20 protein-coding genes are annotated in these 23,906 nt (G+C 33.1%); 2 read left to right on the top strand and 18 right to left on the bottom strand.

Annotation, left to right across the window (positions count from 1 at the left end; all coding sequences use genetic code 11):
• Positions 1-78 precede the first annotated feature (78 nt).
• The 3 genes from CHB81_RS06105 to clpB all read right to left on the bottom strand — a co-directional run bounded on the left by CHB81_RS06105 (position 79) and on the right by clpB (position 4,856).
• Positions 79-492, bottom strand: a complete 414-nt coding sequence (locus CHB81_RS06105) for a hypothetical protein (RefSeq protein WP_089351006.1) — start codon at positions 490-492, stop codon at positions 79-81.
• A 338-nt stretch (positions 493-830) separates the two neighbouring features.
• A complete protein-coding gene (locus CHB81_RS06100) occupies positions 831-1,721 on the bottom strand; it encodes a DUF808 domain-containing protein (RefSeq protein ID WP_089351005.1) in 891 nt (296 codons plus the stop codon).
• A 531-nt stretch (positions 1,722-2,252) separates the two neighbouring features.
• Complete coding sequence (clpB, locus tag CHB81_RS06095) at positions 2,253-4,856, bottom strand: ATP-dependent chaperone ClpB (protein WP_089351004.1); 2,604 nt, start codon at positions 4,854-4,856, stop codon at positions 2,253-2,255.
• 207 nt (positions 4,857-5,063) lie between these two features.
• On the opposite strand from clpB, the gene ytxJ reads away from it, so the two are divergent.
• Complete coding sequence (gene ytxJ / locus CHB81_RS06090) at positions 5,064-5,453, top strand: bacillithiol system redox-active protein YtxJ (protein WP_089351003.1); 390 nt, start codon at positions 5,064-5,066, stop codon at positions 5,451-5,453.
• Between the two features lie 156 nt (positions 5,454-5,609).
• Here ytxJ and CHB81_RS06085 read toward each other — a convergent pair whose 3' ends face one another.
• From CHB81_RS06085 to CHB81_RS06015, 15 genes are all read right to left on the bottom strand, one after another.
• A complete protein-coding gene (locus CHB81_RS06085; RefSeq protein WP_089351002.1) occupies positions 5,610-6,773 on the bottom strand; it encodes a hypothetical protein in 1,164 nt (387 codons plus the stop codon).
• Entirely contained in the window at positions 6,770-7,771 is a 1,002-nt protein-coding gene (locus CHB81_RS06080) for a DUF2157 domain-containing protein (RefSeq protein ID WP_089351001.1), read from the bottom strand. Before CHB81_RS06080 ends, CHB81_RS06085 begins: the two co-directional genes overlap by 4 nt.
• 300 nt (positions 7,772-8,071) lie before the next feature.
• A complete protein-coding gene (argH, locus tag CHB81_RS06075) occupies positions 8,072-9,352 on the bottom strand; it encodes an argininosuccinate lyase (protein WP_089351000.1) in 1,281 nt (426 codons plus the stop codon).
• Positions 9,353-9,517: 165 nt separating this feature from the next.
• On the bottom strand, positions 9,518-10,588 hold the full coding sequence (locus CHB81_RS06070; protein WP_089350999.1) for a M20 family metallo-hydrolase: 1,071 nt from the start codon (positions 10,586-10,588) through the stop codon (positions 9,518-9,520).
• Between the two features lie 216 nt (positions 10,589-10,804).
• Positions 10,805-11,581, bottom strand: a complete 777-nt coding sequence (gene argB / locus CHB81_RS06065) for an acetylglutamate kinase (protein WP_089350998.1) — start codon at positions 11,579-11,581, stop codon at positions 10,805-10,807.
• A gap of 95 nt (positions 11,582-11,676) precedes the next feature.
• Positions 11,677-12,624: an N-acetylornithine carbamoyltransferase gene (locus CHB81_RS06060; protein WP_089350997.1), complete on the bottom strand. Its 948-nt coding sequence runs from the start codon at positions 12,622-12,624 to the stop codon at positions 11,677-11,679.
• A gap of 86 nt (positions 12,625-12,710) precedes the next feature.
• A complete protein-coding gene (locus CHB81_RS06055) occupies positions 12,711-13,100 on the bottom strand; it encodes a GxxExxY protein (protein WP_089350996.1) in 390 nt (129 codons plus the stop codon).
• A gap of 105 nt (positions 13,101-13,205) precedes the next feature.
• Positions 13,206-13,967, bottom strand: a complete 762-nt coding sequence (gene proB / locus CHB81_RS06050; RefSeq protein ID WP_089350995.1) for a glutamate 5-kinase — start codon at positions 13,965-13,967, stop codon at positions 13,206-13,208.
• Positions 13,968-14,114: 147 nt separating this feature from the next.
• Entirely contained in the window at positions 14,115-15,308 is a 1,194-nt protein-coding gene (locus tag CHB81_RS06045) for a glutamate-5-semialdehyde dehydrogenase (RefSeq protein ID WP_089350994.1), read from the bottom strand.
• Positions 15,309-15,341: 33 nt separating this feature from the next.
• Positions 15,342-15,947 carry a hypothetical protein gene (locus CHB81_RS06040; protein ID WP_089350993.1) on the bottom strand — a complete coding sequence of 202 codons (606 nt, stop codon included), beginning with the start codon at positions 15,945-15,947 and terminating at the stop codon, positions 15,342-15,344.
• A gap of 5 nt (positions 15,948-15,952) precedes the next feature.
• Positions 15,953-17,092, bottom strand: coding sequence for an aspartate aminotransferase family protein (locus CHB81_RS06035; RefSeq protein WP_089350992.1), 1,140 nt, complete (start codon positions 17,090-17,092; stop codon positions 15,953-15,955).
• Positions 17,093-17,213: 121 nt separating this feature from the next.
• Positions 17,214-18,191: an N-acetyl-gamma-glutamyl-phosphate reductase gene (gene argC, locus CHB81_RS06030; protein WP_089350991.1), complete on the bottom strand. Its 978-nt coding sequence runs from the start codon at positions 18,189-18,191 to the stop codon at positions 17,214-17,216.
• A complete protein-coding gene (locus CHB81_RS06025) occupies positions 18,184-19,377 on the bottom strand; it encodes an argininosuccinate synthase (RefSeq protein ID WP_089350990.1) in 1,194 nt (397 codons plus the stop codon). Before CHB81_RS06025 ends, argC begins: the two co-directional genes overlap by 8 nt.
• A gap of 64 nt (positions 19,378-19,441) precedes the next feature.
• Positions 19,442-20,083 (bottom strand): GNAT family N-acetyltransferase, encoded by a 642-nt coding sequence (locus CHB81_RS06020; protein WP_089350989.1) that lies wholly within the window; start codon positions 20,081-20,083, stop codon positions 19,442-19,444.
• Between the two features lie 507 nt (positions 20,084-20,590).
• The gene (locus CHB81_RS06015; RefSeq protein ID WP_089350988.1) at positions 20,591-22,861 is read right to left on the bottom strand and encodes a M1 family metallopeptidase; all 2,271 of its coding nucleotides are present in this window, start codon (positions 22,859-22,861) and stop codon (positions 20,591-20,593) included.
• Between the two features lie 185 nt (positions 22,862-23,046).
• Between CHB81_RS06015 and CHB81_RS06010 the strand changes: the two genes are divergently transcribed.
• Positions 23,047-23,898, top strand: a complete 852-nt coding sequence (locus CHB81_RS06010) for an aldose 1-epimerase family protein (protein WP_089351199.1) — start codon at positions 23,047-23,049, stop codon at positions 23,896-23,898.
• Positions 23,899-23,906: the final 8 nt, after the last annotated feature.

Genomic DNA, 23,906 nt, shown 5'->3' with positions numbered 1-23,906 from the left:
TTTACAAATATTTCATTCCTTTATACCAGAATCAAACATTTATAAAATGGTTCCTATCCTAAATTATCAACTTAGAATTTAATCAATAACCACTTTCTGAATTATGAATTCAGTTGCTGATTTTTGGAATTTAAATTCGAAAGTTCCTTTTGCAGTAGCTTTATATTTGTAAACTGCTTTTTGAGGTTGTGGTGTTTGTAGTGTACAAACGTCTGATGGATATTTTACTTCTACTCCAAATCCTTTTGCAGCTCCAATTGATACTTCTGCAAATTTACTGAATACGCCACAAGCAGTATCAGGAGTATAAGTTACTTCATAACTTAATTCATCATTTACTTTTCCTGTTGCTGGTCCTGTAACTGCCGATGCAAAAGAAATTTTTGTATTCGTAACCGGAGGAGTCGGTTTATCATCGTCATTACTGCATGAAATTAATACTGTTCCTAAAAATAATACTACTAAAACTGATTTAAGTTTAAAATTTTTCATATAAAATTATAATTAATTGTTAATTACTATGAAGATGCAAATGTGTTGCTTTGGTTGCTTCACACAAATGTTAAAAAACTCACCAAAAGCATTAATCAACTATAAATCAATATTTTAATCAATTAAAAAAAATTACGCAACCACCGTTATTTCTTATAAAAAACTAAAATTTCTGGCATGGCCCCGGGTAGAAACGGCATCTTTTTTTTGAGCTTTTGCGAAAAAAAATATGGTGGATAATGGGACTGTAGGTCTTTTGAAAATGATTATTTTGCTCCAAAAAAAAAACACCATTCGCCGCGGCGAATGGTGTTTTACATTTTTAATATCGTTTAGATTTATGCTTTAACAGCTTTTTTGGGAATTATTTTTTTTATTAAATTTACTATAACCAAAACCACAAGTCCTAAGGCTAAACCAACTACAAATTCTTTTATAATATCTGGGAGATTAATTTTAAGTGATAAATGATGGAAAAATGGAATATGATGCACAAAAATACCTCCGGCAACTAATAGTAAAGCTATTGTACCAATTACGGTCAAACTTTTTATAATTAGCGGAAGTGCTTTTACCAAAATATTACCAATAAATTTCGCTATACTTTTCTCCTTTTTACTAAACTTAATAAGTTTATAACCTGCTTCGTCCATACGAACAATTAATGCTACAATACCGTAAACACCAATAGTTGCGATGACTGCAATAATAGAAACTACTATAATTTGCTGTGAAATAGGTTTACCAACTACGGTACTCAAAGCGATGATTACGATTTCAACAGAAAGAATAAAATCGGTTACTATGGCTGATTTTATTTTTCCTTTTTCCATTTCAAGAATTTGTTCTTCAGTAAAGTTTTCTTCGGTTATTCCTTCTGATTCTTCATGAGAATGAGGAAATACAAACTCGTATATTTTTTCAGCTCCCTCGTAGGCCAAAAACAATCCTCCCAAAACTAAAACTACGATAATAGCAATAGGAAAAAATGCACTTAATAAAAAAGCGATCGGTAAAATGATTACTTTGTTAAGAAGTGAACCTTTGCTGATTGCCCATAATACCGGTAATTCTCTTGATGAAGCAAATCCTGAAGCTTTCTCAGCATTTACTGCTAAATCATCTCCTAAAATACCTGCTGTTTTTTTTGCTGCAACTTTACTCATTACTGCAACATCATCCATAATTGCTGCGATATCGTCTAATAGTACGAAAAAACCTGATGCCATTATACTCTTTTTATTTTTAAAAACTATGTACTTCACTGGTTTTGAGAACCCAATTTAATCCACAAGTCTGGTTGTTTATTGGTGCTAATCTAAGACTTTTTTGTTGATTTTTCTAGTTAAAATTTAGTGACATTGGCCTAGAAGTACCCATATAATTATAAAAACTAAAATGGTACTAAAACATCCGCCGCCTAATTTTTTAGCACCGTAACCCGCTATTAATCCTCTAAAAATATTGTTCATCTTATTTTGATTTAGATTATTTTTCTTTTGAATTGAATTTTAAATCATTATTGTAAAGATCAAAACTTTGTTCGGAATTATTTTATATTACTTTCGAAAAAACTTATATTATTTTCAAATTTTAATTTTCATTCTAAACAAAAAACACCACTCGCCGCTGCGAATGGTGTCTTATTAAAATGTTAAAAATATACTGCTGTGCATCTCTACGTTAAAACCTTTGAACCTCTGTCCCTCAGAACCTTTGTATCTTAGACTAAGACGCACTGCTGTGCATCTCTACGTAAATTATTTTTCGATATGGGTTTGATTTCTAAAAACCAATTGCCCGTCAAAAGCATCTATTAAAATAATGCTGTCAGTTGTGATGTTTCCTGCCAAAATTTCTTTCGACAATTGATTCAATACTTCTCTTTGAATCACACGTTTTACTGGTCTTGCTCCAAATTGCGGATCATAACCTTTGTCTGATAAATACTTAATAGCTTCTGGCGTAGCATCCATTGTAATGCCTTGTAATGCCAACATTTTTGTAACGCTCTTAAGCTGTAAACTCACAATTCTAGAGATATTATTGACTGTTAAAGGCGTAAACATCACAATCTCATCAATACGGTTTATAAATTCCGGACGAACGGTTTGTTTCAGCAATCCTAAAACTTCAACTTTTGCAGCCTCAGTAGCAGCTTCTATACCTCCTTTTAAGTTCTCGAATTTCTCTTGTATAATCTGACTTCCCATATTGGATGTCATGATAATAATTGTGTTTTTAAAATCAGCCAAACGTCCTTTGTTATCTGTCAAACGACCTTCATCAAGCACTTGCAATAAAATATTGAAAGTATCCGGATGCGCTTTTTCGATCTCGTCTAACAGAATTACAGAATACGGTTTTCTACGAACGGCTTCTGTCAATTGACCACCTTCGTCATAACCCACATATCCCGGAGGCGCACCAACCAAACGGCTCACACTGTGACGTTCCTGGTACTCACTCATATCGATACGCGTCATGGCGTTTTCATCATCAAAAAGATATTCTGCCAGGGCTTTTGCCAACTCTGTTTTACCAACTCCGGTTGTTCCTAAAAATAAGAAGGTCCCAACTGGTTTTTTCATATCCTGCAAACCGGCGCGGCTTCTGCGAACGGCATCACTCACAGCCTCAATCGCTTCTTCCTGACCTACAACACGTTTGTGCAATTCGTCTTCAAGATGTAGCAGTTTTTCTCTTTCGGTCTGAAGCATTTTCATCACAGGAATTCCTGTCCATTTTGCAACCACTTCAGCAATATCTTCGCGTGTTACTTCTTCTTTAATCAAAGAATGACCTGATTGAAATTCTTGCAATTGCTTTTGCAAAACATCCAGACGTTCTTGCGCTTCTTTGATTTTTCCGTAACGTATTTCGGCTACTTTTCCGTAATCACCATCACGTTCTGCACGCTCTGCCTCGTATTTAAAATCTTCAATTTCTTGTTTTACGGACTGAATTCCGTCAACAATATCTTTTTCAGATTTCCATTTTACATAAATTACGTTGCGTTCTTCTTTCAGATTCGCCAAATCCATGCCCAAAATTTTCAGCTTACTTTCTTCTTTTTCACGTTTAATGGCTTCTATCTCAATTTCCAGCTGCATGATTTTACGATCCAAAACATCTAACTCTTCTGGTTTTGAATTGATTTCCATGCGCAGTTTAGAAGCAGCTTCGTCCATTAAATCAATGGCTTTATCCGGTAAAAAACGATTCGTAATATAACGTTGCGAAAGTTCGACTGCTGCAATAATTGCTTCATCTTTAATTTGAACTTTATGATGTGTTTCGTATTTCTCCTTGATTCCACGTAAAATCGAAATCGCACTTTCGGTGTCCGGTTCATCAATTAATACCTTTTGGAAACGACGTTCTAAGGCTTTATCCTTCTCAAAATATTTTTGATATTCATCTAAAGTCGTTGCTCCAATAGCTCTCAACTCACCACGAGCCAAAGCAGGTTTTAAAATATTAGCCGCATCCATTGCACCTTCTCCTCCACCAGCGCCTACAAGTGTATGAATCTCATCGATAAACAAAACGATATCACCCTCGGCAGCTGTAACCTCTTTTACCACCGATTTTAAACGTTCTTCAAATTCTCCTTTATACTTTGCACCCGCAATAAGTGCTCCCATATCCAATGAGAAAACGATTTTATCTTTTAAGTTTTCAGGCACGTCACCATCAACAATTCTATGTGCTAAACCTTCGGCAATTGCTGTTTTACCAACTCCCGGTTCTCCTACTAACATTGGGTTATTCTTGGTTCTACGGGTCAAAATCTGCAACACACGACGGATTTCTTCGTCACGGCCAATAACCGGATCGAGTTTTCCTGTACGTGCTAATTCATTTAGATTTTTAGCGTATTTATTTAGTGAATTATAAGTTTCTTCAGCTGAAGCTGATGTTACTCTTTCTCCTTTTCTAAGTTCTTCAATAGCGGCTTTAAGCCCTTTTCCGGTAACTCCCTGATCTTTTAAAATTTGTGAAACTTTGCTTTTTGAATCAAAAATTGCCAAAATTAAATGTTCGATAGAAACATATTCATCATTCATTTTTTGAGCAATAATCTCTGCTTCATTCAGTGTTTTATTTGCTTCTCTTGAAAGTAATATCTCTCCTCCTGAAACTTTTGGAAAACTCTGAATTGTGCTGTCTAATATTTGTAAAAACAACGGAACATTTACATTTAGTTTTTTCAAAATAAACGGCGCAACATTTTCGTCTACTTCAAAAATAGCCTTAAAAATGTGTTCGTTTTCTATTTGTTGTTGTCCGTTGCGTTGGGCCAATTGCTGTGATAGCTGAATGGCTTCCTGCGACTTAATTGTAAATTTATTTATGTTCATATGTCTGTGATTTATGATTGATTTTACTTATAAATTTCGGTACCCTTAAAATTACAATTTATTGAATTAAATTTTTAACTTTAAATGATATAACTTTGCATCAGATCTTTCAAATTATATTCCACACTAAAAACACAGACAAAATGGCGCTTAAAATCGGTTTTTAACCAATTTTCAACGTCAAAAAGTCATAAAATACGCCAAAATATGAGTTTTTTTAATTCAATCTTCGGAAATTCAGAGAATGCAGATGCTCCAAAAAGTAATGTAAATTGGATAGAATTAACCGATATAGCACAATTAATGGAAATTGAAGCTATCTCAAATGCAAAACCGGTTGTCATTTTTAAACACAGCACAAGATGTAGTATTAGCCGTATGGCTTTGAAACAATTTGAACGTGAATACGATTTGAACGAAACTGTTGATGCTTATTTTTTAGATTTAATTGCAAATAGAGAAGTTTCAAATGAAATTGCAAATAAATTCAGCGTTTATCACGAGTCACCACAACTTATTTTAATCAAAAACGGAAAAGCTATTTACGATGTTTCTCACAGCGATATTGATGCTGTAGCTTTAAAAGAAAAAGTTTAAACATTAAAGTTTTTACCATTAAGATATTAAGAAAGATTAAGTTAAGCTCTTAATTCTAAATGCTTTTAATATAAAAAGTGAGATTTAAATATTTAATTTACATCTCACTTTTCTATTTTTATAATTAATAATCAATCATTAACAATTAACAATTCACTAGAAAGTCCCTTCTGAACCTCCTCCACTAAATCCTCCTCCTCCAAAATCCATTGGAGATTCTGATTTTACTTCTGGTTTTAAACCAAATGTTGAAGCAACAATTAAAGCTTCGGCATTTAAAATAGAATTCGAATTATTGATTCTATCTGGTTTAAAAGTCAATCCGATTTCGTTGTCTTTTAGTCTTTTAATTGAAAAATACGCTATTACGAATAAAACTAATCCGCCTAGTGTTAAGGCAACTTCTATTGGTAAAACCGAGTAATAGAATCGAATGGTATAGATAGAAAATCCGATGGCTAAAAAGCTTATCCAAAGCATAATTCTATCCTTCGTTTTTAAGGCTTGAACCAAATAAACAATCGGAACAATTAGCGTAAAAGCATAAAAGAAAATCGCAAACGGAATATCTTGTCCAGGAAGTACTTCATTTCCTAAAAGCTCTACTGAAAGTTCTCTAACAACCAAATAATTACAGGAAAGATAAAACAATATCAAGCAGAAACTATTCGACAACAAAAGCCCATTGTAGTAATAACTTTCCTTAAGATTATTAATCGTTTTTTTAGTAAAAAAGTAAAATACCGCAGCAAATATCATGGCTACAAATGGCAAAATAGTTTTTCCGATAGCGCCAAACTCAAACAATCCGTAAAATAAAATGGCTGTAGAAGCTAAACAGAAAACCAGCAGCGAAAGTAAGTGCAAATATCTTCTATACAATACAAACGAAGCTATTGCTACGAAAACGGCGATGACTAATTCATACCCATCTGTAGAAATTCCGATGGCAATTCCTAAATTCAAAAGTGCTCCCAAACAAAAGGCATCATCTAAACCGTGACTATGATATTTTTGATTGGCTAATAATTCGGCTCCTGTAAAACCAACTGCAGCAAAGATGTAACAGCAAATTTTAAAGAAAAAATTCTCACCACTTAAACCAAATAACGAAATTGCACCGCATATTGATAAATACAAAAATGATCCCAATAAAAAGAATCCTAATCGTACCAAAATATTACTGCTCCCTTTAAAATCAGACAATTGTTTTTTAATTAAATCTTTTTGTTCTTTGCTTATAAAACCTGCGCTTTGCAAAGAATTTGCTTCATCCAGTAAAGCCAAATCATCTAAAAATTGTTTATTGTGTACTATCATTTGGCAATTTCTTTATTGAAGTTTTTAATAAGTTTAATAAATAATACTATTGAGCCTATAAAATAGACAGGTAACATAATAATAAATAACATCCAGACATCACCAAAGTCAATATGTTCAAAAACTCTAAACAAGAATATATTAAAACCAATATAAGCATAGACAATCATAAAAACATATAGCGAAATCGCCTTGAGATTATGACTAACTTGATAAAAATAATAAGACGAACCTGCCAGAACAAAAGCAAAAATCACCCAAATACTATCACTATAATAATCAACCAGACTACTGATCGATGCAATGCTTATAATGTGCAAAGCAAATGTTAGATAAATAATAGTAAAGTGCGTTTTTAACTGAATTCTGGTGCTGTAAACTGTCCATAGAATAAGTAAAACTCCAAGCATTATTGCAGAATAACTTAAAGTTTGGTCTGCATAAAAATTACTATTATTTAGTAAATCCTGAGGTGTTACCGAAAGCCCAACATACGCTGCCAAACCAGTAATAGCAATCGTTAGAACACTTTTATTATCGAAATAATAAGCGCAAAAGAAACTGACCAATGTTGGAATTAAAGTTGCCAATCCGTAATGTGTTCCAAAGGGTTTGTATTGAAATTGCAGATAACCTATGAAAATACAGGTTAGAATATTGGCCGCCAAAACTAAATATTCTAAAACTGGATGTTCAAAAGTAGTTTCCGATTTTTGGAAACCTTTTGCATTTTTAAAGCAATAATAAAAACAAACTCCAATAACGATCAATAATAACGAAAGGATCGCAATATGGCCAATACTGTCAATGTTTTTGTAAATCAAAATTCCGATTCCGGATGTAAACAACAAAACCGATAAATAGAGAAATAATTTCAATTCTGCATTTAGCGAGAAGATATTCAGATTACGATAGGAACTGATTTCCTGATACTGATTTTCGGTTATCAGGTTTTTATCCAGAAGCGCTTTAGTGGCTTGGTCATCAAACTTATTCATAGTTACTTAATAAAAGTTCAAATCAAAAATAGTGTTTTTGATTAACTAATCTAATTTTATTTGTAAGATGATTATTGTAAAATGCTAGATTTTAGATTTTAGATTTTAGATTTTAGATTTTAGATTTTAGATTTTAGATTTTAGATTTTAGATTTTAGATTTTAGATTTTAGATTTTAGATTTTAGATTTTACTTAAAAAAACAAAATCCCGAATCTTTGATTCGGGATTTTGTTTTTTTTTATGAATAGTAATCGTTTTTCATTTCACAATTAACATCTCAATTTTCACTTTTCACAAATTAATAAGCTTCTTTCATCTTCTCTTTGATTGCATTTAGACATAAATTATTGATACTGCCTTCGTGTGTGTGTTTTGTTTCTTTTGGAGATTGATACGTTCCTGCTTCCAATTGTTCCGCAACGGCTTTGTATGCATCTCTAAATGGCATTCCGGCAACAACCATTTCGTTTAAAGTATCTACGGTAAACAGATAATCGTATTTTTTATCTTTTAAAATATTGTCTTTTACTGTAATATCTTTTACAGAGAAAATCGCAATATCCAGACATGCTTTTAAGTTTTGAAGTGCAGGAAACAAACCTTCTTTTAAAAGCTGTAAGTCTCTGTGATAACCGCTTGGTAAATTATTAGTGATCAAAGTGATTTCGTATGGAAGCGCCTGAATCTTGTTGCATTTTCCTCTAATTAATTCAAATACATCAGGGTTTTTCTTGTGTGGCATAATACTCGAACCTGTTGTAAGATGTGCCGGCAAACTGATAAAATCAAAGTTTTGACTCATATACAAACAAACATCCATTGCAAACTTTGATAACGTTGCTGCAACGCTGCTCATGGCAAATGCTACTGTTTTCTCCGCTTTTCCACGGCTCATTTGTGCTGCAACGGCATTGAATTTTAAAGTTTCAAAACCTAATTCCTGAGTGGTAAATGTTCTATTGATTGGAAAAGAACTTCCGTAACCTGCCGCAGATCCTAACGGATTTTGATCCACAATCTTTAAAGCTGCATTTAACATCGTAATATCATCAATTAAGCTTTCGGCGTAAGCTGAAAACCACATCCCGAATGACGATGGCATGGCGATTTGTAAATGTGTATAACCCGGCAATAAAACATTTTGGTGCTTTTCTGCCGATTCCATTAACAAGTCGAACAATGTTTTCACTTGTTCTTTTATCGCTTTTAATTCGTCTTTTAAATATAAGTGAACATCTACTAAAACCTGATCGTTACGAGAACGTGCTGTGTGGATTTTCTTTCCGGCATCGCCAAGTTTTACGGTCAATAAATATTCTATTTTGGAATGTACGTCTTCAAAACTGTCTTCGATTTCGAAATTTCCTATTACAACATCTGCAATAATTTCGTTTAATGCATCCACTAAAGAAGTTGTTTCTTCCGGAGTCAATAAACCAATTTGCCCAAGCATTTTGGCATGTGCGATTGAACCTAAAGCATCATATTTTGCCAGAACCAAATCTAGTTCACGATCGTTTCCAACGGTGAAATGTTCGATTTGTTTGTCTGTTGCAATTCCTTTTTCCCAAAGTTTCATAGGTGATATTTTTAGACTTCTTAGATTTTAGATTTTTAGACTTCTTAGATTTTTGGATCTTTAGATCTTTCCAATCTTTACGTTTAATTTCGCCACGAATTCACGAATTATTTTTGATAATCTTTGAAAATACAAATTCGTGAATTCGTGGCAGTTTTTCTTTCCTTATAATTTAAAGAAATCTGTTAGTATTTTGATATACAAGTCGACTCCCTCTTCGATTTCGTTAATAAAAATAAATTCATCTGCTGAATGTGACCGCAGCGTTTCTCCTGGTCCTAATTTTAAAGACTGACAACTCAAAACAGATTGATCTGAAAGTGTTGGCGAGCCATAAGTTGTTCTTCCTAAAGCGATTCCGGCTTGTACTAAACCGTGCGCAACCGGAATAGACGATGCATTTAAATGCATTGATCTTGGTGTTACTTCGGCATTTACATTTGCTTTTACGACTTCAAGAATCTCTGTATTTGAATAACGATCTGTTACACGAATATCTACAACTAAATCACATTCTGACGGCACAACATTATGCTGTTTTCCGGCACTGATTTGTGTTACGGTCATTTTTACGGGACCTAAAACATCTGAGATTTTATCGAATTTATAGTTTTTAAACCATTCCATTACCGGAATTGATTTGTACAATGAATTATCATCGTTTTGATGTGCGGCGTGACTTGCAGTTCCTTTTACTTTTACGTCAAGAACTAACAAACCCTTCTCAGCCACAGCCAATTGCATTAAAGTTGGTTCGCCAACAATCGCACAATCTAACTCCGGTAGATGTTGTAAAACACTGTTTAAACCGTTTTTTCCGCTGCTTTCTTCTTCGGCGGAAGCCACAATTACAATATTATGAGACAGGTTTTGATTCTCATAAAAATGAACAAACGTCGCCAATAACGAAACTAAACATCCTCCGGCATCATTGCTTCCTAATCCGAATAATTTGCTATCTTTTTCAATGGCTTTAAACGGATCGTTTGTATAGGCTTGATTTGGTTTTACAGTATCGTGGTGTGAATTTAGTAAAAGTGTCGGTTTATTTTCGTCGAAATACTTATTGAAAGCCCACACATTATTGTTTTCTCTTTTAAAAGGAATCTCGTTTTGATTGAACCAATTTTCTATTAAAAGTGCCGTTTGATCTTCTTCACTTGAAAATGAAGGTGTTTCAATCAAATTCTTTAATAAACTAATTGCTTCCTGGGTAAGCGTTTCTATATTTTTCATAGGTGTAGGTTCTCTGCCACGAAGGCTCAAAGTCACAAAGTTTTCTAATGAATTCTATTACTCAATTTTGTGACAATTCTAATTTGCGCAAATTTCTTAAATTAATATTTAAAATAACTTCCGCAGTTATCTTTTTTTGCCACGAATTACACAAATTTTTGCTAATTTTTTTAAATTTTAATTCGTAAAAATTTGTGTAATTCGTGGTATATATTTTTATAATGTAATCGTTGTATGTAAAACGTCTGGGTTCTGCAACATTTTGTGATGTCCGATTTTGATTTTTTGAACACCGCGAGATAAACTATTAAAACAATTATCCAATTTCGGAATCATTCCGGAATGGATTACTTTTTCGGCTTTTAGTTTGTTGTACAACTCTTCGTTTATTTGAGTAATTACAGATGAATCATCTTCTGAATCTTGCAAAACGCCTTGTTTTTCAAAACAATATGTTAGTGTAACATCAAAAACTTCAGACAATGCAATTGATAATTCACTTGCAATGGTATCGGCATTTGTATTTAAAAGTTGTCCGTTTTTGTCGTGCGTAATGGCGCAAAAAACAGGAACAATTCCAGCTTCAAGCAAAGTTTTTAATAATGATGTATTAACTTGTTTTACATCGCCCACAAAACCGTAATCTATTGTTGCGTGATTTCGTTTTGTTGATTGAATCAAATTTCCATCAGCTCCGGAAAATCCCATTGCATTGTTATTTTTTGCCTGCAATTGTGCCACAATATCTTTATTGATTTGTCCGGCGTAAATCATCACCACAACGTCAAGCATTGGAGCATCTGTAATTCGGCGTCCTTCAATCATTTGAGGAACTAAACCAATACTCTGAGCCATTTTTGTAGCCGATTTTCCACCACCGTGAACCAAAACTTTATAACCTTCAATCTTAGAAAAGTCGGTTAAGAATTGTTCTAATTCTGTTGGATTATCGATTATGTTTCCACCAATTTTTATTACTTTAACTTTTTTCATGAGGGACAAAGGTTCAGAGGAATAAAGGAACAAAGTTTAGATTCAGTTTGTAAAAACCTCTGAACCTTTGCAACTTTGTACCTTTGCACCTTTATTTATAACTTCTTAAGAATCTTTTGTAAAACTAACTGTGCTGAATACGTTCTGTTATTTGCTTGTTGAATTACGATTGAATTTTCGCTGTCAATAACTTCATCGCTTACAATTACATTACGACGAACCGGAAGGCAATGCATAAATTTTCCGTTGTTGGTTAACGCCATTTTTTCGGCTGTAACTGTCCAATTTGGATCTATATTGGTAACTTTTCCGTAATCGTTGAAGTTACTCCAGTTTTTTACATACACAAAATCGGCATTTTCGAAAGCTTTGTTTTGATCGTATTCGATTTTACAATCTTTTGTAATTTCAGGACTCAGTTCATACCCTTCGGGATGTGTGATTACAAAATCCATATCTTTTTGCATTTGCATCATTTCTACGAATGAATTTGCAACTGCTTGTGGTAAAGCTTTTGGATGTGGTGCCCAAGATAAAACCACTTTTGGTTTGTGTTTCGTTTTGTATTCTTCCATCGTAATAGCGTCTGCCAAAGACTGCATTGGATGACGAACAGCACTTTCCATATTCACTATTGGCACAGTTGCATGTTTCAAGAATCCTGAAATTACCGTTTCGGCATAGTCTTTTTCTTTGTCAACCAAACCTGCAAAAGCACGGATTGCAATAATATCACAATATTGAGAAACTACTTCTGCAGCTTCTTTAATATGCTCTGAAGCACCGGAATCCATAATGGCTCCGTCTTCGAATTCTAATGTCCAGCCTTCGTTGGTAAAATTCATTACCATAACATTCATTCCTAAGTTTATAGCTGCTTTTTGAGTACTCAAACGCGTTCTTAAACTTGGATTGAAGAATAACATTCCCAGAGTTTTATTTTTCCCTAGGTCTTGATTTTTAAGTGGGTTCTTTTTGATTTTCAACGCACTTTTCACCCATTTTGATAATGAGTTGATGTCTTTTATTGAAATATAGTTCATTTGTTTTTTGTTTTTTATTTGTTGCCTAAAATTAGACGCTGATTTTACTGATTCGCTTCGCGAAGACGCAGATTAAAACGGATTTTTTATATTCTTAATTTTCTATCATTTTCAAATATTTTCCGTCTAAATTCTGGTTTTGCTCCAAAATTTAAAAGTAAACCTACTTCGCAATTTGTTCCTTTTAAATAATTCAAAATTTGATTCTCAAAGGCTTCCACAATACAATCTGCTGCTTTTAATTCTAATATTATTAAATCTTCTACGATCAAATCGGCATAATATTCTCCAACTTCGGTTCCTTTATAATAAACTTGTATTTTTCTTTGAGCTTCAATATTTAAACCTTTACTTTTTAATTCCAAGTACAGAGAATTTAAATAAACTCTTTCTAAAAACCCATATCCTAATTCATTGTAAACTTCATAAAAAGTTTTAATAATGACGTCGGTCAATTCTTCATGCAATAATTTCATTTTTTTGTTTTGAATGAAATACACTACATAATAGTCAAAATAAAATATAAAATCCGTTTTTATCCGCGTTTTCGCTTTAGCGAATCCGTATCATCAGCGTTATAATCACACAATCTTAGTAAACGGAATCTCATTCTTTAAAGCCTTCAAAATAAAATTATCATTTAATCCGTTGACGATCCAGGTTTCGATATTAGCTGCTTTTGCAATTCCAGCTGCTTCTATTTTTGATTGCATTCCACCTGTTCCGTGTGATGATTTTGATTCTCCGATTTCTTTTTCTAATACTTTCAGATCGTTTACCAATTTTATCGTTTCAGGATTTTCATCATGGATAGAATCTTTCGTGTAAATTCCGTTTGTATTTGTCGCAATAATCAGAATATCAACATTAAGCAGCACTGCTGTTAAAGCGGCTAATTTATCATTATCTCCAAACCGAATCTCATCTGTGGCAACGGTATCGTTTTCATTAATAATCGGAATATAATTATTCTCTACCAAAACATTTATTGTATTGACAATATTGACTTTCGACTGATCTTTTTCAAAATCTGAATAAGACAATAAACATTGTGATGTCAATAATCCTAAATCGCTGAAATTCTCATGGAAAATCCGCATTAAATGAGGCTGTCCAATCGAAGCTAAGGCTTGTTTCAATGCAATTTCTTTACCTTTACTCTCCAATTTCACAAACTGTTTGGCGGCTGCGATTGCTCCTGAACTTACGATTACAAATTCGTAATCTTTGTTTAAGGCTGCAATCTGCATTCCGAGGTCTTCAATTTTTCCCCGCGAAATATGATTGGTTTCTTTGGTTAAAGTATTACTTCCTATTTTTAATAAAATCCTCTTTTTCCCCATTGTTATTGTTTTAACCGCAGTTTTTTTAACCGCAAAGTGCGCAAGGTTTTTTTATATTGTTTGTGTTTACAAACACTAAGTTCGCAAAGCTTTGTCAATAAATAAATTCCAATAATCTGAAATTATCTAATTGTCAAATTATCTCAATTATCTAATTTGTCCTTCTCCGTACACGTACCATTTATTGGTTACGAGATGTTGAAGTCCAATTGGTCCTCTTTGATGCAGTTTATCAGTACTTATGGCTAATTCTCCGCCAAGACCAAATTGTCCGCCGTCTGTGAAACGGGTTGATGCATTGTGATAAACTGCTGCTGCATCAATTGATTCCATGAACTTTTGTGCTGTTTTATCGTCTTTTGTAATTATTGCTGCCGAATGTCCGCCACAATATTTATTGATTTTTTCGATTGCATGCTCCTCTGAATCAATTGTTCCGATTACGATTTTGTAATCTAAAAATTCTTCATACCAAATATCTTCGTTTTGAAGCGTTTCTGTGTCTTCAAAGCTTTTTAGCGATTCGTCTACAATAACTTCTACTTTATTTTCAATTAAAGTTTCAATTAAAATAGCTGTAAAACCTTCAAAATTGGGTAGTCTCGAATCGATTAAAACTTTATCTAAAGCATTGCAAGCTGAGATTTTAGAAGTTTTAGCATTTAAAATTACTTTTAAAGCTAAATCTGTATCAGCATTTTGATGAACATACACAAAATTATTTCCACGTCCACTAACAATTACCGGGCAAGTGGCGTGTTGTTTGACAAATTCAATTAATTTTTCTCCGCCTCTTGGAACAATTAAATCGACTTTTTGAGTTGGTTTTTCTAAAAAAGCCTGAGTTTCTGCGCGATTAAAATTTAAATATTCAACCCAATCTTTTGAAACTTCATTTTGTTCTAAAGCCTGATGCCATAAATCAACAATTTTTAAATTTGATTTTAAGGATTCTTTTCCTCCTTTTAATAAAATCTTATTTCCGGATTTAAAGGCAATTCCTCCTGCTTCTATGGTAACGTCCGGACGTGATTCGTAAATAATTAATATCGTTCCGAAAGCTGCTGTTTTATTAACGACTTTGATTCCATTATCATGAACAAAATGAAAACGCTCTACTCCAACCGGATCTTCTTGCGAAGCCAACTGGTTTAAGGATAAAATCATCTCATCGACTTTTTTATCATCTACTTTCAAGCGTTCTTCCATCGCAAGATCTGAACCGTCATAAGCAAGTAAATCTTCCTGATTCGTTAGAATTATTTGATTCCGCTCCTGCTCGACCAGTTTTGCCATAGTCCGCAAAACTAGATTTCGTTTTTCAATTGATAATGGGTTCATTTTTTATAGTTAGTTGGTTGTTTTTTTGGTTGTTTACTTTATAGCATCAATTTCATGTTGCATCTTTTCTCGCCAATGTTTTCCATTTCTTTTTTCGAGATATGGTTCGGTAATTTTTCTATACTCTTCTTTCGAAATCTTCATACTCTCAGAAACTGTACAATAATTTACTCGTTTTAAACCGTAACTCTTTGTAATAGAATCTACTTTTATAAACTTTATATATTCCGTTTTATTTCTGGGAGGAAGTGCTAAACCGCCACCAAATTCTATTATTTGATCCTTTTTAATATCTTCTCTTGCTTCATTCTGAAAAGACAAAATAGATTCTTTTAATTCTTGTCTATTGTTATAAAATCTATACAAACCATTTGCTAACATTAAAAATGTACACAAAACATTAATAAGAATCATTGAACGAATTAATTTTCGCGAAAAACTTATTTTCTTATAAAAGATCAGACTGAAAAAAATAGCTGCTAAAAATAATCCGACATAAATCAATAAAAGTTGCTTCCATTCAACATGTTGAGTTAGAATATCAGTCAAAGTAAAACACTCTGGATAATTAAATAAATAGTAAACTAAAACATTTACTATCCAGAGTGTTAAAGTACTGATAAACAACTTTACTTTCATAAATATTAGTTTTGAAGCTCTTCTAAACTTTCTTTTAAAGCTACAATAAAGGTATCAATATCTGATTTTTTCACAGTCAATGGCGGCAAAATTCTTAATAGATTTTTGTTATTTGCGCTTCCTGTAAAAATGTGTTTTTCAATAATTAACTTTTTTCTTAAAGCCGAAACATCAAAATCAAATTCAATTCCAAGCATTAAACCTTTCCCTTTTACTTGTTTGATTCCCGGAACTTGTTTGATTTGTTCTGCGAAATAAGCCGAAACTTCGTTTACATTATCTTGTAATTTCAGTTTTTCGATTACATCAAGAACCGCAATTCCTGCTGCACAAGACAAATGGCTTCCGCCGAAAGTAGTTCCTAATAATCCGAAACTTGCTTCAAATTTTGGAGAAATTAAAATGGCTCCAACCGGAAATCCATTCCCCATTCCTTTTGCTACTGAAATAATATCAGCATTGATTCCGTGATGTTGAAAAGCGAAAAATTTTCCACTTCTTCCATATCCTGATTGTACTTCGTCTAAAATCAAAACTACATCGTGTTTTTTACATGCTTTTTCTAAAGCCTGAAAAAATTCTGTTGTTCCTTGGTCTAAACCTCCAACTCCTTGAATTCCTTCGATAATTACAGCAGTAACATCTCCTTTTACCAGTTCTGCTTCTACCAATTCAATTTGATTTAGAGGTAAAAAAGTAACTACTTGTTGTGCATTTATTGGTGCAACAATTTTTTTATTGTCTGTAACAGCAACTGCTGCGGAAGTTCTTCCGTGGAAAGAATTATCAAAAGCTACAACTCTTGATTTTCCGTTATGAAAAGAAGCTAATTTCAAAGCATTTTCATTGGCTTCAGCTCCGGAACTGCATAAAAACAATTCATAATCTTCCAGTCCTGAAAGTTTCCCTAATTTCTGAGCTAATTCTACCTGCAAAGGATTCTGAATTGCATTCGAATAAAATCCTAAATGATCTAGTTGATTTTTTAATTTGGCTACATAATCAGGTTGCGTATGGCCAATCGAAATTACACCATGTCCGCTATATAAATCTAAATATTCTACTCCGTTATTGTCTGTAATTGTGCAATCTACTGCTTTTACAGGTGTTATATCGTAAAGTGGGTATACGTTGAATAAATTCATTTTTTCTTTTGTTTATTTTGTTTCAAGTTTCAAGTTTCATGTTTCAAGTTTGTACAGAACGTGAAACTTGGAACTTGAAACTTGAAACTGATTTGAGTTTTAAACCTGAAACAAATTTTTCCTAAAATCCGCTGGGTTTCAAATGTAAACCGGTGGTTTCTTCTAATCCAAACATTAAATTCATGTTTTGAATTGCTTGTCCTGAAGCACCTTTGGTTAAGTTGTCAATGATTGAGGTAATCAAAATCCGGTTTCCTTTTTTCATTAAACTGATGATACATTTGTTGGTTTGAACGACTTGCTTCATATTGATATTTGTCGTTGTAACAGTTACAAACGGTTCGTTTTTATAGAACTCTTGGTATTTTGCAACGGTTTGTTCCAGGCTTTCATCTGAAATTGTATATAAGGTTGCAAAAATTCCTCTTGGAAAATCTCCTCTATTTGGAATAAAAAGCAATTCACTTTCAAAATCCTCTTGCAATTGAACCAGACTTTCACCGATTTCTCCTAAATGCTGATGTTCAAAAGCTTTATAATGTGACATATTGTTGTTTCTCCAGCTAAAATGAGAGGTTTCTGAAAGTCCAACTCCTGCACCAGTACTTCCGGTTGTGGCATTAATATGAACATCATTATTCAATAAATCATGTTTCGCTAATGGCAACAAAGCCAATTGAATCGCTGTAGCAAAACAACCCGGATTTGCAATATAATTGGCTTTTTTAATATCTGCTTTATTCAATTCGGGTAAACCGTAAATAAAATCTTTTCCTTCAAAATGAGCATCTTTGTTCAATCTGAAATCATTTCCTAAGTCGATGATTTTGGTATGACTTGCAAATTGATTTTCCTGCAAAAATGAAATCGATTTTCCGTGACCTAAACACAAGAAAACAACATTTACATTTGGATTTACAACATCAGTAAAATTCATTTCAATATCTCCCATCAAATCGTGGTGCGCCACAGAAAGCGGCTTTCCAGAATTGGTTGTGCTGTAAACAAAATCGATGTTTACATTGGGGTGATACATTAATATTCTGATAAGTTCTCCGGCTGTGTAGCCCGAACCACCAATTATTCCGATATTAATCATAATCTAAGTGGTTTACAGATGAAAATATGTTTTGTGCATTTCCTAAAATCTTAATAAATCCTTTTGCATCGTCAGATGTCCAGGCATTGTTCATTTCTCCGTATTGACCGAAACCTGTGTTCATCAAATCATTTTTAGATTCGATTCCGTCAAGCGAAAAATGATATGGTTTCAATGAAACCGTTACAGTTCCGTTAACCGTTTTTTGCGTGTCTTGCAAAAATGTCTCGATGTTACGCATTACAGGATCTAAAAACTGACCTTCGTGAAACAACATTCCGTACCAGTTTCCTAATTGTTCTTTCCAGTATTGTTGCCATTTACCAAGTGTATGTTTCTCTAATAAATGGTGCGCTTTAATGATAATTAAAGGTGCAGCAGCTTCAAAACCAACTCTTCCTTTGATTCCTATAATTGTATCACCTACGTGAATATCTCTACCAATTGCATAAGCATTTGCTAATTTTTCAAGCTTTACAATATTCTTTTCCGGAACATCTTTTTTACCATTTAAGGCAACTAATTCTCCTTGTTCAAAATGTAAAGTCACTTTTTCTTCGCCTTCTTTTTGTAATTGCGAAGGATAAGCTTCACTTGGCAATGGCTGGCTTGAAGTTAAGGTTTCTTTTCCTCCAACACTTGTTCCCCAAAGTCCTTTATTGATCGAGTATTGTGCTTTTTCCCAAGAATAATGAACTCCGTTTTGAGCCAAATAATCCACTTCTTCTTGTCTTGAAAGTTTTAAATCTCTAATTGGTGTGATGATTTCAATTTCCGGAGCGATTGTCTGGAAAATCAAATCAAAACGAATCTGATCATTTCCTGCACCTGTACTTCCGTGTGCAATTGCGCTTGCTCCTACTTTTTTAGCATATTTTATGGCTTCAATTGCCTGAAAAACACGCTCTGCACTCACTGATAACGGATAAGTATTATTTTTTAATACGTTTCCGAAAATCAAATATTTTATAGCTTTATCATAATATTTATCTACGATTGTAAGGTTTGCGTGTTGTGCGCTTCCTAATTCGTAAGCTCTTTCTTCAATTGCAGCTAATTCTTCTTCGTCAAATCCTCCTGTATCTACAAGTACGGTGTGAACTTCGTATCCTTTTTCATTTTTTAAATATTTCAAACAATACGAGGTATCCAATCCTCCACTATAAGCTAATACAACTTTTTTCATTTTTTATAATTTAGGCTAATACTTTCGTATTTAGCAAGTTTGAGATTTCTTTTTTAATTTATTCTTAGGTTAAAAAAATAAACGACAATAGTTTATTTAAGAATAAGGCTTGTTTTATTTTCTTTAATCTGCTTAAAACAGCCTCGTTGAAAGGGTGTCTTGGCGGATCTTTTTGTTTTTCTTTTGGGTCATACAACATTCCGGTACAAAGACACATTTTGTTTTCTTTGCTTTTTAGAATTTCATAATTAGTACAGGTTTTACAGCCTGACCAAAAACTTGGATCTGTAGTAAGTTCAGAGAATGGCACAGGTTTGTATCCCAAATCAGAGTTGATTTTCATTACAGCCAAGCCGGTTGTAATTCCAAAAATTTTAGCATCTGGATATCTTTTTAGGGAATAATCGAAGACTTTTGATTTGATCTTTTTTGCCAAACCTAAACTTCTATAATCCGGATGAACGATTAAGCCGGAGTGTGCTACGAATTTTCCGTGCTGCCAACTTTCGATATAACAAAAACCTGCAAATTTTCCATCTGCTAAAGCAATCATCGCATCACCGCTCGACATTTTTTTCTGAATGTATTCAGGAGTTCTTTTAGCAATCCCTGTACCTCTTAATAAGGCAGATGATTCTATTGTATCGCAAATTTCCTGTGCGAATTTGAAGTGTTCTTCCTGAGTAACAACAATAGAGATTTTCATTTCAATAGTTGAAGTTAGAGTTAAAAATTAAAACGTATTGTTTAGTTTGAAATCCAGAAATCAATCCAATAAAAATAGACAAAAAAGCAGTAACATTCTCAAAATCAAAACATTGATTTAGAAAATTCAGAAAATAATATATACTTTTAGGATATGTTTGTCCAATGGACAAATTATGTGATTTCAAAATGAAAAATGAATATAAATAAATACGCGGCGAAAAACTCTGTGAATACTATAGAGATAGTATCCGTACTTCGGGAGAAGTTACAGGTGAGTTTGTCCGTGACAAAGAAGTTATATGTAAACTTATTTTATTCATTGGTGCAAAAGTACATTATTTTTTTATTCGCAAAACAAAAAAATAAAATTCTAACATTTTTTTAATGTAATGTTATTTTTTTTTAGACGCTAAGTTGCTAAGTCACTAAGGTTAGCTTGTGAAACAAAAAACCCGATAGTTACAGAATAACTATCGGGTTTAAACCATTTTAATCTTTTATATTTCTAGTTCTTAGTAAACGGAATCACTTGTCCGTTACCCAAAACTGTCATATCAAAACTTGTTTTTGCTTCATTAAACTTAAATTTTAATCCGGCACTTGTTGATTCGAAAGTATCTTTTTCATTCTCTACAGGAACTATCGTGAACTTAGGGAAATTTGTAATTTCAACATTCAAAGTACTGTTTTTTTCTGTGAATTCAATTTTTAAAGGTGCTTTGGAAGTTGAATAAGTTCCTAAATAACCATCTAAAATTACGTCTTTCTCTACAGTGCCTTTTCCGGCTGACCAAACATTATTTGCTTCATTATGGTCTGGAAAGACATGATCAGGATCAAGTGTTATGGTATCAATTTCTTCCGTTGAATTATATTTGAAAGACCATGTATTATTACGTTGCCAAACTTCTACAGGAACAGTAACTCTTGAAACTTTACCCTTTTTTGTTTTAACATCAAGAACGATTGGCATTGGCATTTTATCAAAATTTTCAACTGTAATTACTACTCCTTTTGACGGATCGTTTTTAACATATTTAATTGAATTTATACCTTGGTCAAAACGCCAGTTGTTAACGTACCAACTTCTCCAGAACCAGCTTAAATCTTCGCCTGCAACATTTTCCATAGATCTGAAAAAATCATCCGGTTGCGGGTGTTTGTAAGCCCAACGCTCAATATAAGTACGGAAAGCATTGTCAAAACGCTCTTTTCCTAATATTTGTTCTCTTAGAATTATTAAACCAGAACTTGGCTTAAAATAACACAACATACCAATATTAGCTTCCTTCATATTATCAGGAGAGCTCATTATAGTTTCAAGATCAGGTCTTGTAAAAGGCTCTGCGTTTTTATGTAAATCTGTTGGCTCTTCTTTGTACTCACCATTATTAAATTCAGCTGTACTTAATGAGTTGATAAATGTATTAAAACCTTCATCCATCCAAGCAAATAAACGCTCATTTGACCCCACAATCATAGGAAACCAGATGTGTCCAAATTCATGATCTGTAACTCCCCATAAATCCTGTCCTTTAGATTCCCATCCGCAAAAAACAATTCCCGGATATTCCATTCCACCTTCATTTCCTGCTACGTTTGTTGCTGCCGGATAAGGATATTCAAACCATCTTTTAGAGTAATTTTCAATCGAAGCTTTTACATATTCAGTCGAGCGGCTGTAAGCATCTTGACCAGCACTTTCTACTGGATAAGCAGATAAAGCCAACGCTTTTTTACCACTTGGCAAGTTAATTTTAGCTCCATCTAATATAAAAGCCGGAGAAGATGCCCAAGAAAAATCACGAGCATTTTTTATTTGATAATGCCAGGTCTTTTCTCCTGTTGCATTTGAATTTGCGGTTGCAGCTACTTCTTCAGCAGAGCGAATCATAACTGTTTTATCACTTTGAGACGCTTCTTTGTAACGTTTAAATTGCTCAGCAGGCAACACTTCTGCTCCATTTAATAATTCTCCGGAACCAACTACATAATGATTTGCAGGAGTTGTAATTTTTACATCAAAATCTCCATACTCCAAGTAAAACTCAGAAGCACCTAAATAAGGAGCCGTATTCCAACCTCTTACGTCATCATACACACACATACGTGGGTACCATTGTGCAATAGTGAAGATTTTACCGTTTTTAGTCTGTAAAACTCCCATTCTGTCAGAACCCTCGAAAGGAGCAATGAAAGAGAATTCGATTTTAATTTTTACAGAAGCACCTTTTGAAGCCAATTCTTCAGGAAGAAAAATTTGCATTCTCGTGTCCGTAATTACATATTTTGCATCAACTTCTGTTTTTTTCTTTCCAACAGAAATAACTTTTACCGATTTTATCTTGTTTCCACCGTCAAAAACCTGACCTTGAGCTCCATTACGGCTTCCTGTCAAAGGGACAACGGCATTTCCCCTAGAGTCCTCTTTAAATAAATTCTGATCTAAATACATCCAGACAAATGACATTTTATCCGGACTATTATTAGTATAAGTGATCTCATCAGTACCAACAATTTCATTTGTTGTTCCGTTTAATTTTACCGTTAGTTGATAATCCGCCCTATTCTGCCAATATTCAACTCCCGGCTGACCACTAGCAGAACGAGTAGATGTACCGTTTTTAGTGTAAAAATGTGGTGCAAATGCATCGTGGTAATTGTAATTGTTAACTGGATTTACTGCTGTTGCTGGTGGCGTTTGTTGCGCCCAAACAGAAGAAATTCCAACAAAGAAAGCCATGGTTAAAAGGCCTTTAAGGGAATGCTTTTTCATATTTTTTAGCTGTTTATGTAGCAAATTAATGAAAAAAAAAGCTATTTATAGAGAAAACCTAAAAGATAAATTTAATTTTAGCAAAAATTTATCAAAAAAATATTTTGAAGCTTTTTCTTAGAAAACTAAAATTTATAAAATACATTTACATCTCTATTAAATTAATATATTTCAACTACAAAAAATTGAACACAACTATTTCAAATTCAAAGATAAGTGCCTCTATAAAACATTCCGGAGCTGAATTGTTTTCGTTAAAAAATAGTCACAATAAAGAATTTATCTGGGAAGGCAATCCTGATTTCTGGGGAAAACACTCTCCTGTCTTATTCCCGATTGTCGGAACTTTAAAAAACAATACTTATACTATAAATGGCGTTGAATATCAATTACCACGTCACGGTTTTGCACGTGATATGGAATTTCAATTGATTCAAAAAACAGATAATAGTGCCATTTTTTCATTAAAATATAATGAGGAGACTTTAAAAAAATACCCTTTTCAATTTGAACTACAACTTATTTACACTTTAAACGAAGCAACATTAGATCTCGAGTATAAAGTAATCAATAAAGGGGAAACTAAAATGCCTTTCTCTGTAGGAGCACATCCTGCAATTGCTTTGCCTGAAGCTTTTGAAAATTATGCTTTTGAATTTGAAAAGAAAGAAACTTTAGAATATTATCTTTTAGAAAATGATTTAATATCCAACAAAACTAAAGTTTTAGAAACTACTGATAATCTAGTTCCTTTGAATTATAATTTGTTTAAAAATGATGCTTTAATTTTCAAAACATTAGAGTCTAAATCGCTTACAATCCTTGAAAATTCAGATCCTTATATAAAAATTGACTTTAAAGATTTTCCTAGTTTAGGAATTTGGACAAAAGAAAATGCACCCTTTATATGTATTGAACCTTGGTTAGGATATTCAGATACCGCTGAAAACTCTGGTGATTTATTTAAAAAAGAAGGAATTTTAGTTTTGGAAGCTCATCAAACTTTCCAATCAAAATTTAGTATACAAATATTATAAAAAGTAAA

The sequence above is a fragment of the Flavobacterium sp. ov086 genome, from assembly GCF_900187965.1.
Taxonomy (GTDB): domain Bacteria; phylum Bacteroidota; class Bacteroidia; order Flavobacteriales; family Flavobacteriaceae; genus Flavobacterium.
The sequence above is the reverse complement of the archived record's forward strand: the minus strand, read 5'-3'. Positions and strand labels throughout refer to the sequence as shown.

Bases quoted from the DNA above. Each gene is read 5' to 3' on its own strand.
- CHB81_RS06085 (WP_089351002.1), bottom strand. From the start codon at position 6,773: ATGATAGTACACAATAAACAATTTTTAGATGATTTGGCTTTACTGGAT.
- CHB81_RS06025 (WP_089350990.1), bottom strand. From the start codon at position 19,377: ATGAAAAAAGTTGTATTAGCTTATAGTGGAGGATTGGATACCTCGTAT.
- argC (WP_089350991.1), bottom strand. From the start codon at position 18,191: ATGATTAATATCGGAATAATTGGTGGTTCGGGCTACACAGCCGGAGAA.
- CHB81_RS06100 (WP_089351005.1), bottom strand. From the start codon at position 1,721: ATGGCATCAGGTTTTTTCGTACTATTAGACGATATCGCAGCAATTATG.
- clpB (WP_089351004.1), bottom strand. From the start codon at position 4,856: ATGAACATAAATAAATTTACAATTAAGTCGCAGGAAGCCATTCAGCTA.
- ytxJ (WP_089351003.1), top strand. From the start codon at position 5,064: ATGAGTTTTTTTAATTCAATCTTCGGAAATTCAGAGAATGCAGATGCT.
- CHB81_RS06055 (WP_089350996.1), bottom strand. From the start codon at position 13,100: ATGAAATTATTGCATGAAGAATTGACCGACGTCATTATTAAAACTTTT.
- CHB81_RS06020 (WP_089350989.1), bottom strand. From the start codon at position 20,083: ATGAAAATCTCTATTGTTGTTACTCAGGAAGAACACTTCAAATTCGCA.
- CHB81_RS06015 (WP_089350988.1), bottom strand. From the start codon at position 22,861: ATGAAAAAGCATTCCCTTAAAGGCCTTTTAACCATGGCTTTCTTTGTT.
- argB (WP_089350998.1), bottom strand. From the start codon at position 11,581: ATGAAAAAAGTTAAAGTAATAAAAATTGGTGGAAACATAATCGATAAT.
- argH (WP_089351000.1), bottom strand. From the start codon at position 9,352: ATGAAACTTTGGGAAAAAGGAATTGCAACAGACAAACAAATCGAACAT.
- proB (WP_089350995.1), bottom strand. From the start codon at position 13,967: ATGGGGAAAAAGAGGATTTTATTAAAAATAGGAAGTAATACTTTAACC.
- CHB81_RS06070 (WP_089350999.1), bottom strand. From the start codon at position 10,588: ATGAAAAATATAGAAACGCTTACCCAGGAAGCAATTAGTTTATTAAAG.
- CHB81_RS06060 (WP_089350997.1), bottom strand. From the start codon at position 12,624: ATGAACTATATTTCAATAAAAGACATCAACTCATTATCAAAATGGGTG.
- CHB81_RS06035 (WP_089350992.1), bottom strand. From the start codon at position 17,092: ATGAATTTATTCAACGTATACCCACTTTACGATATAACACCTGTAAAA.
- CHB81_RS06040 (WP_089350993.1), bottom strand. From the start codon at position 15,947: ATGAAAGTAAAGTTGTTTATCAGTACTTTAACACTCTGGATAGTAAAT.
- CHB81_RS06105 (WP_089351006.1), bottom strand. From the start codon at position 492: ATGAAAAATTTTAAACTTAAATCAGTTTTAGTAGTATTATTTTTAGGA.
- CHB81_RS06080 (WP_089351001.1), bottom strand. From the start codon at position 7,771: ATGAATAAGTTTGATGACCAAGCCACTAAAGCGCTTCTGGATAAAAAC.
- CHB81_RS06045 (WP_089350994.1), bottom strand. From the start codon at position 15,308: ATGAACCCATTATCAATTGAAAAACGAAATCTAGTTTTGCGGACTATG.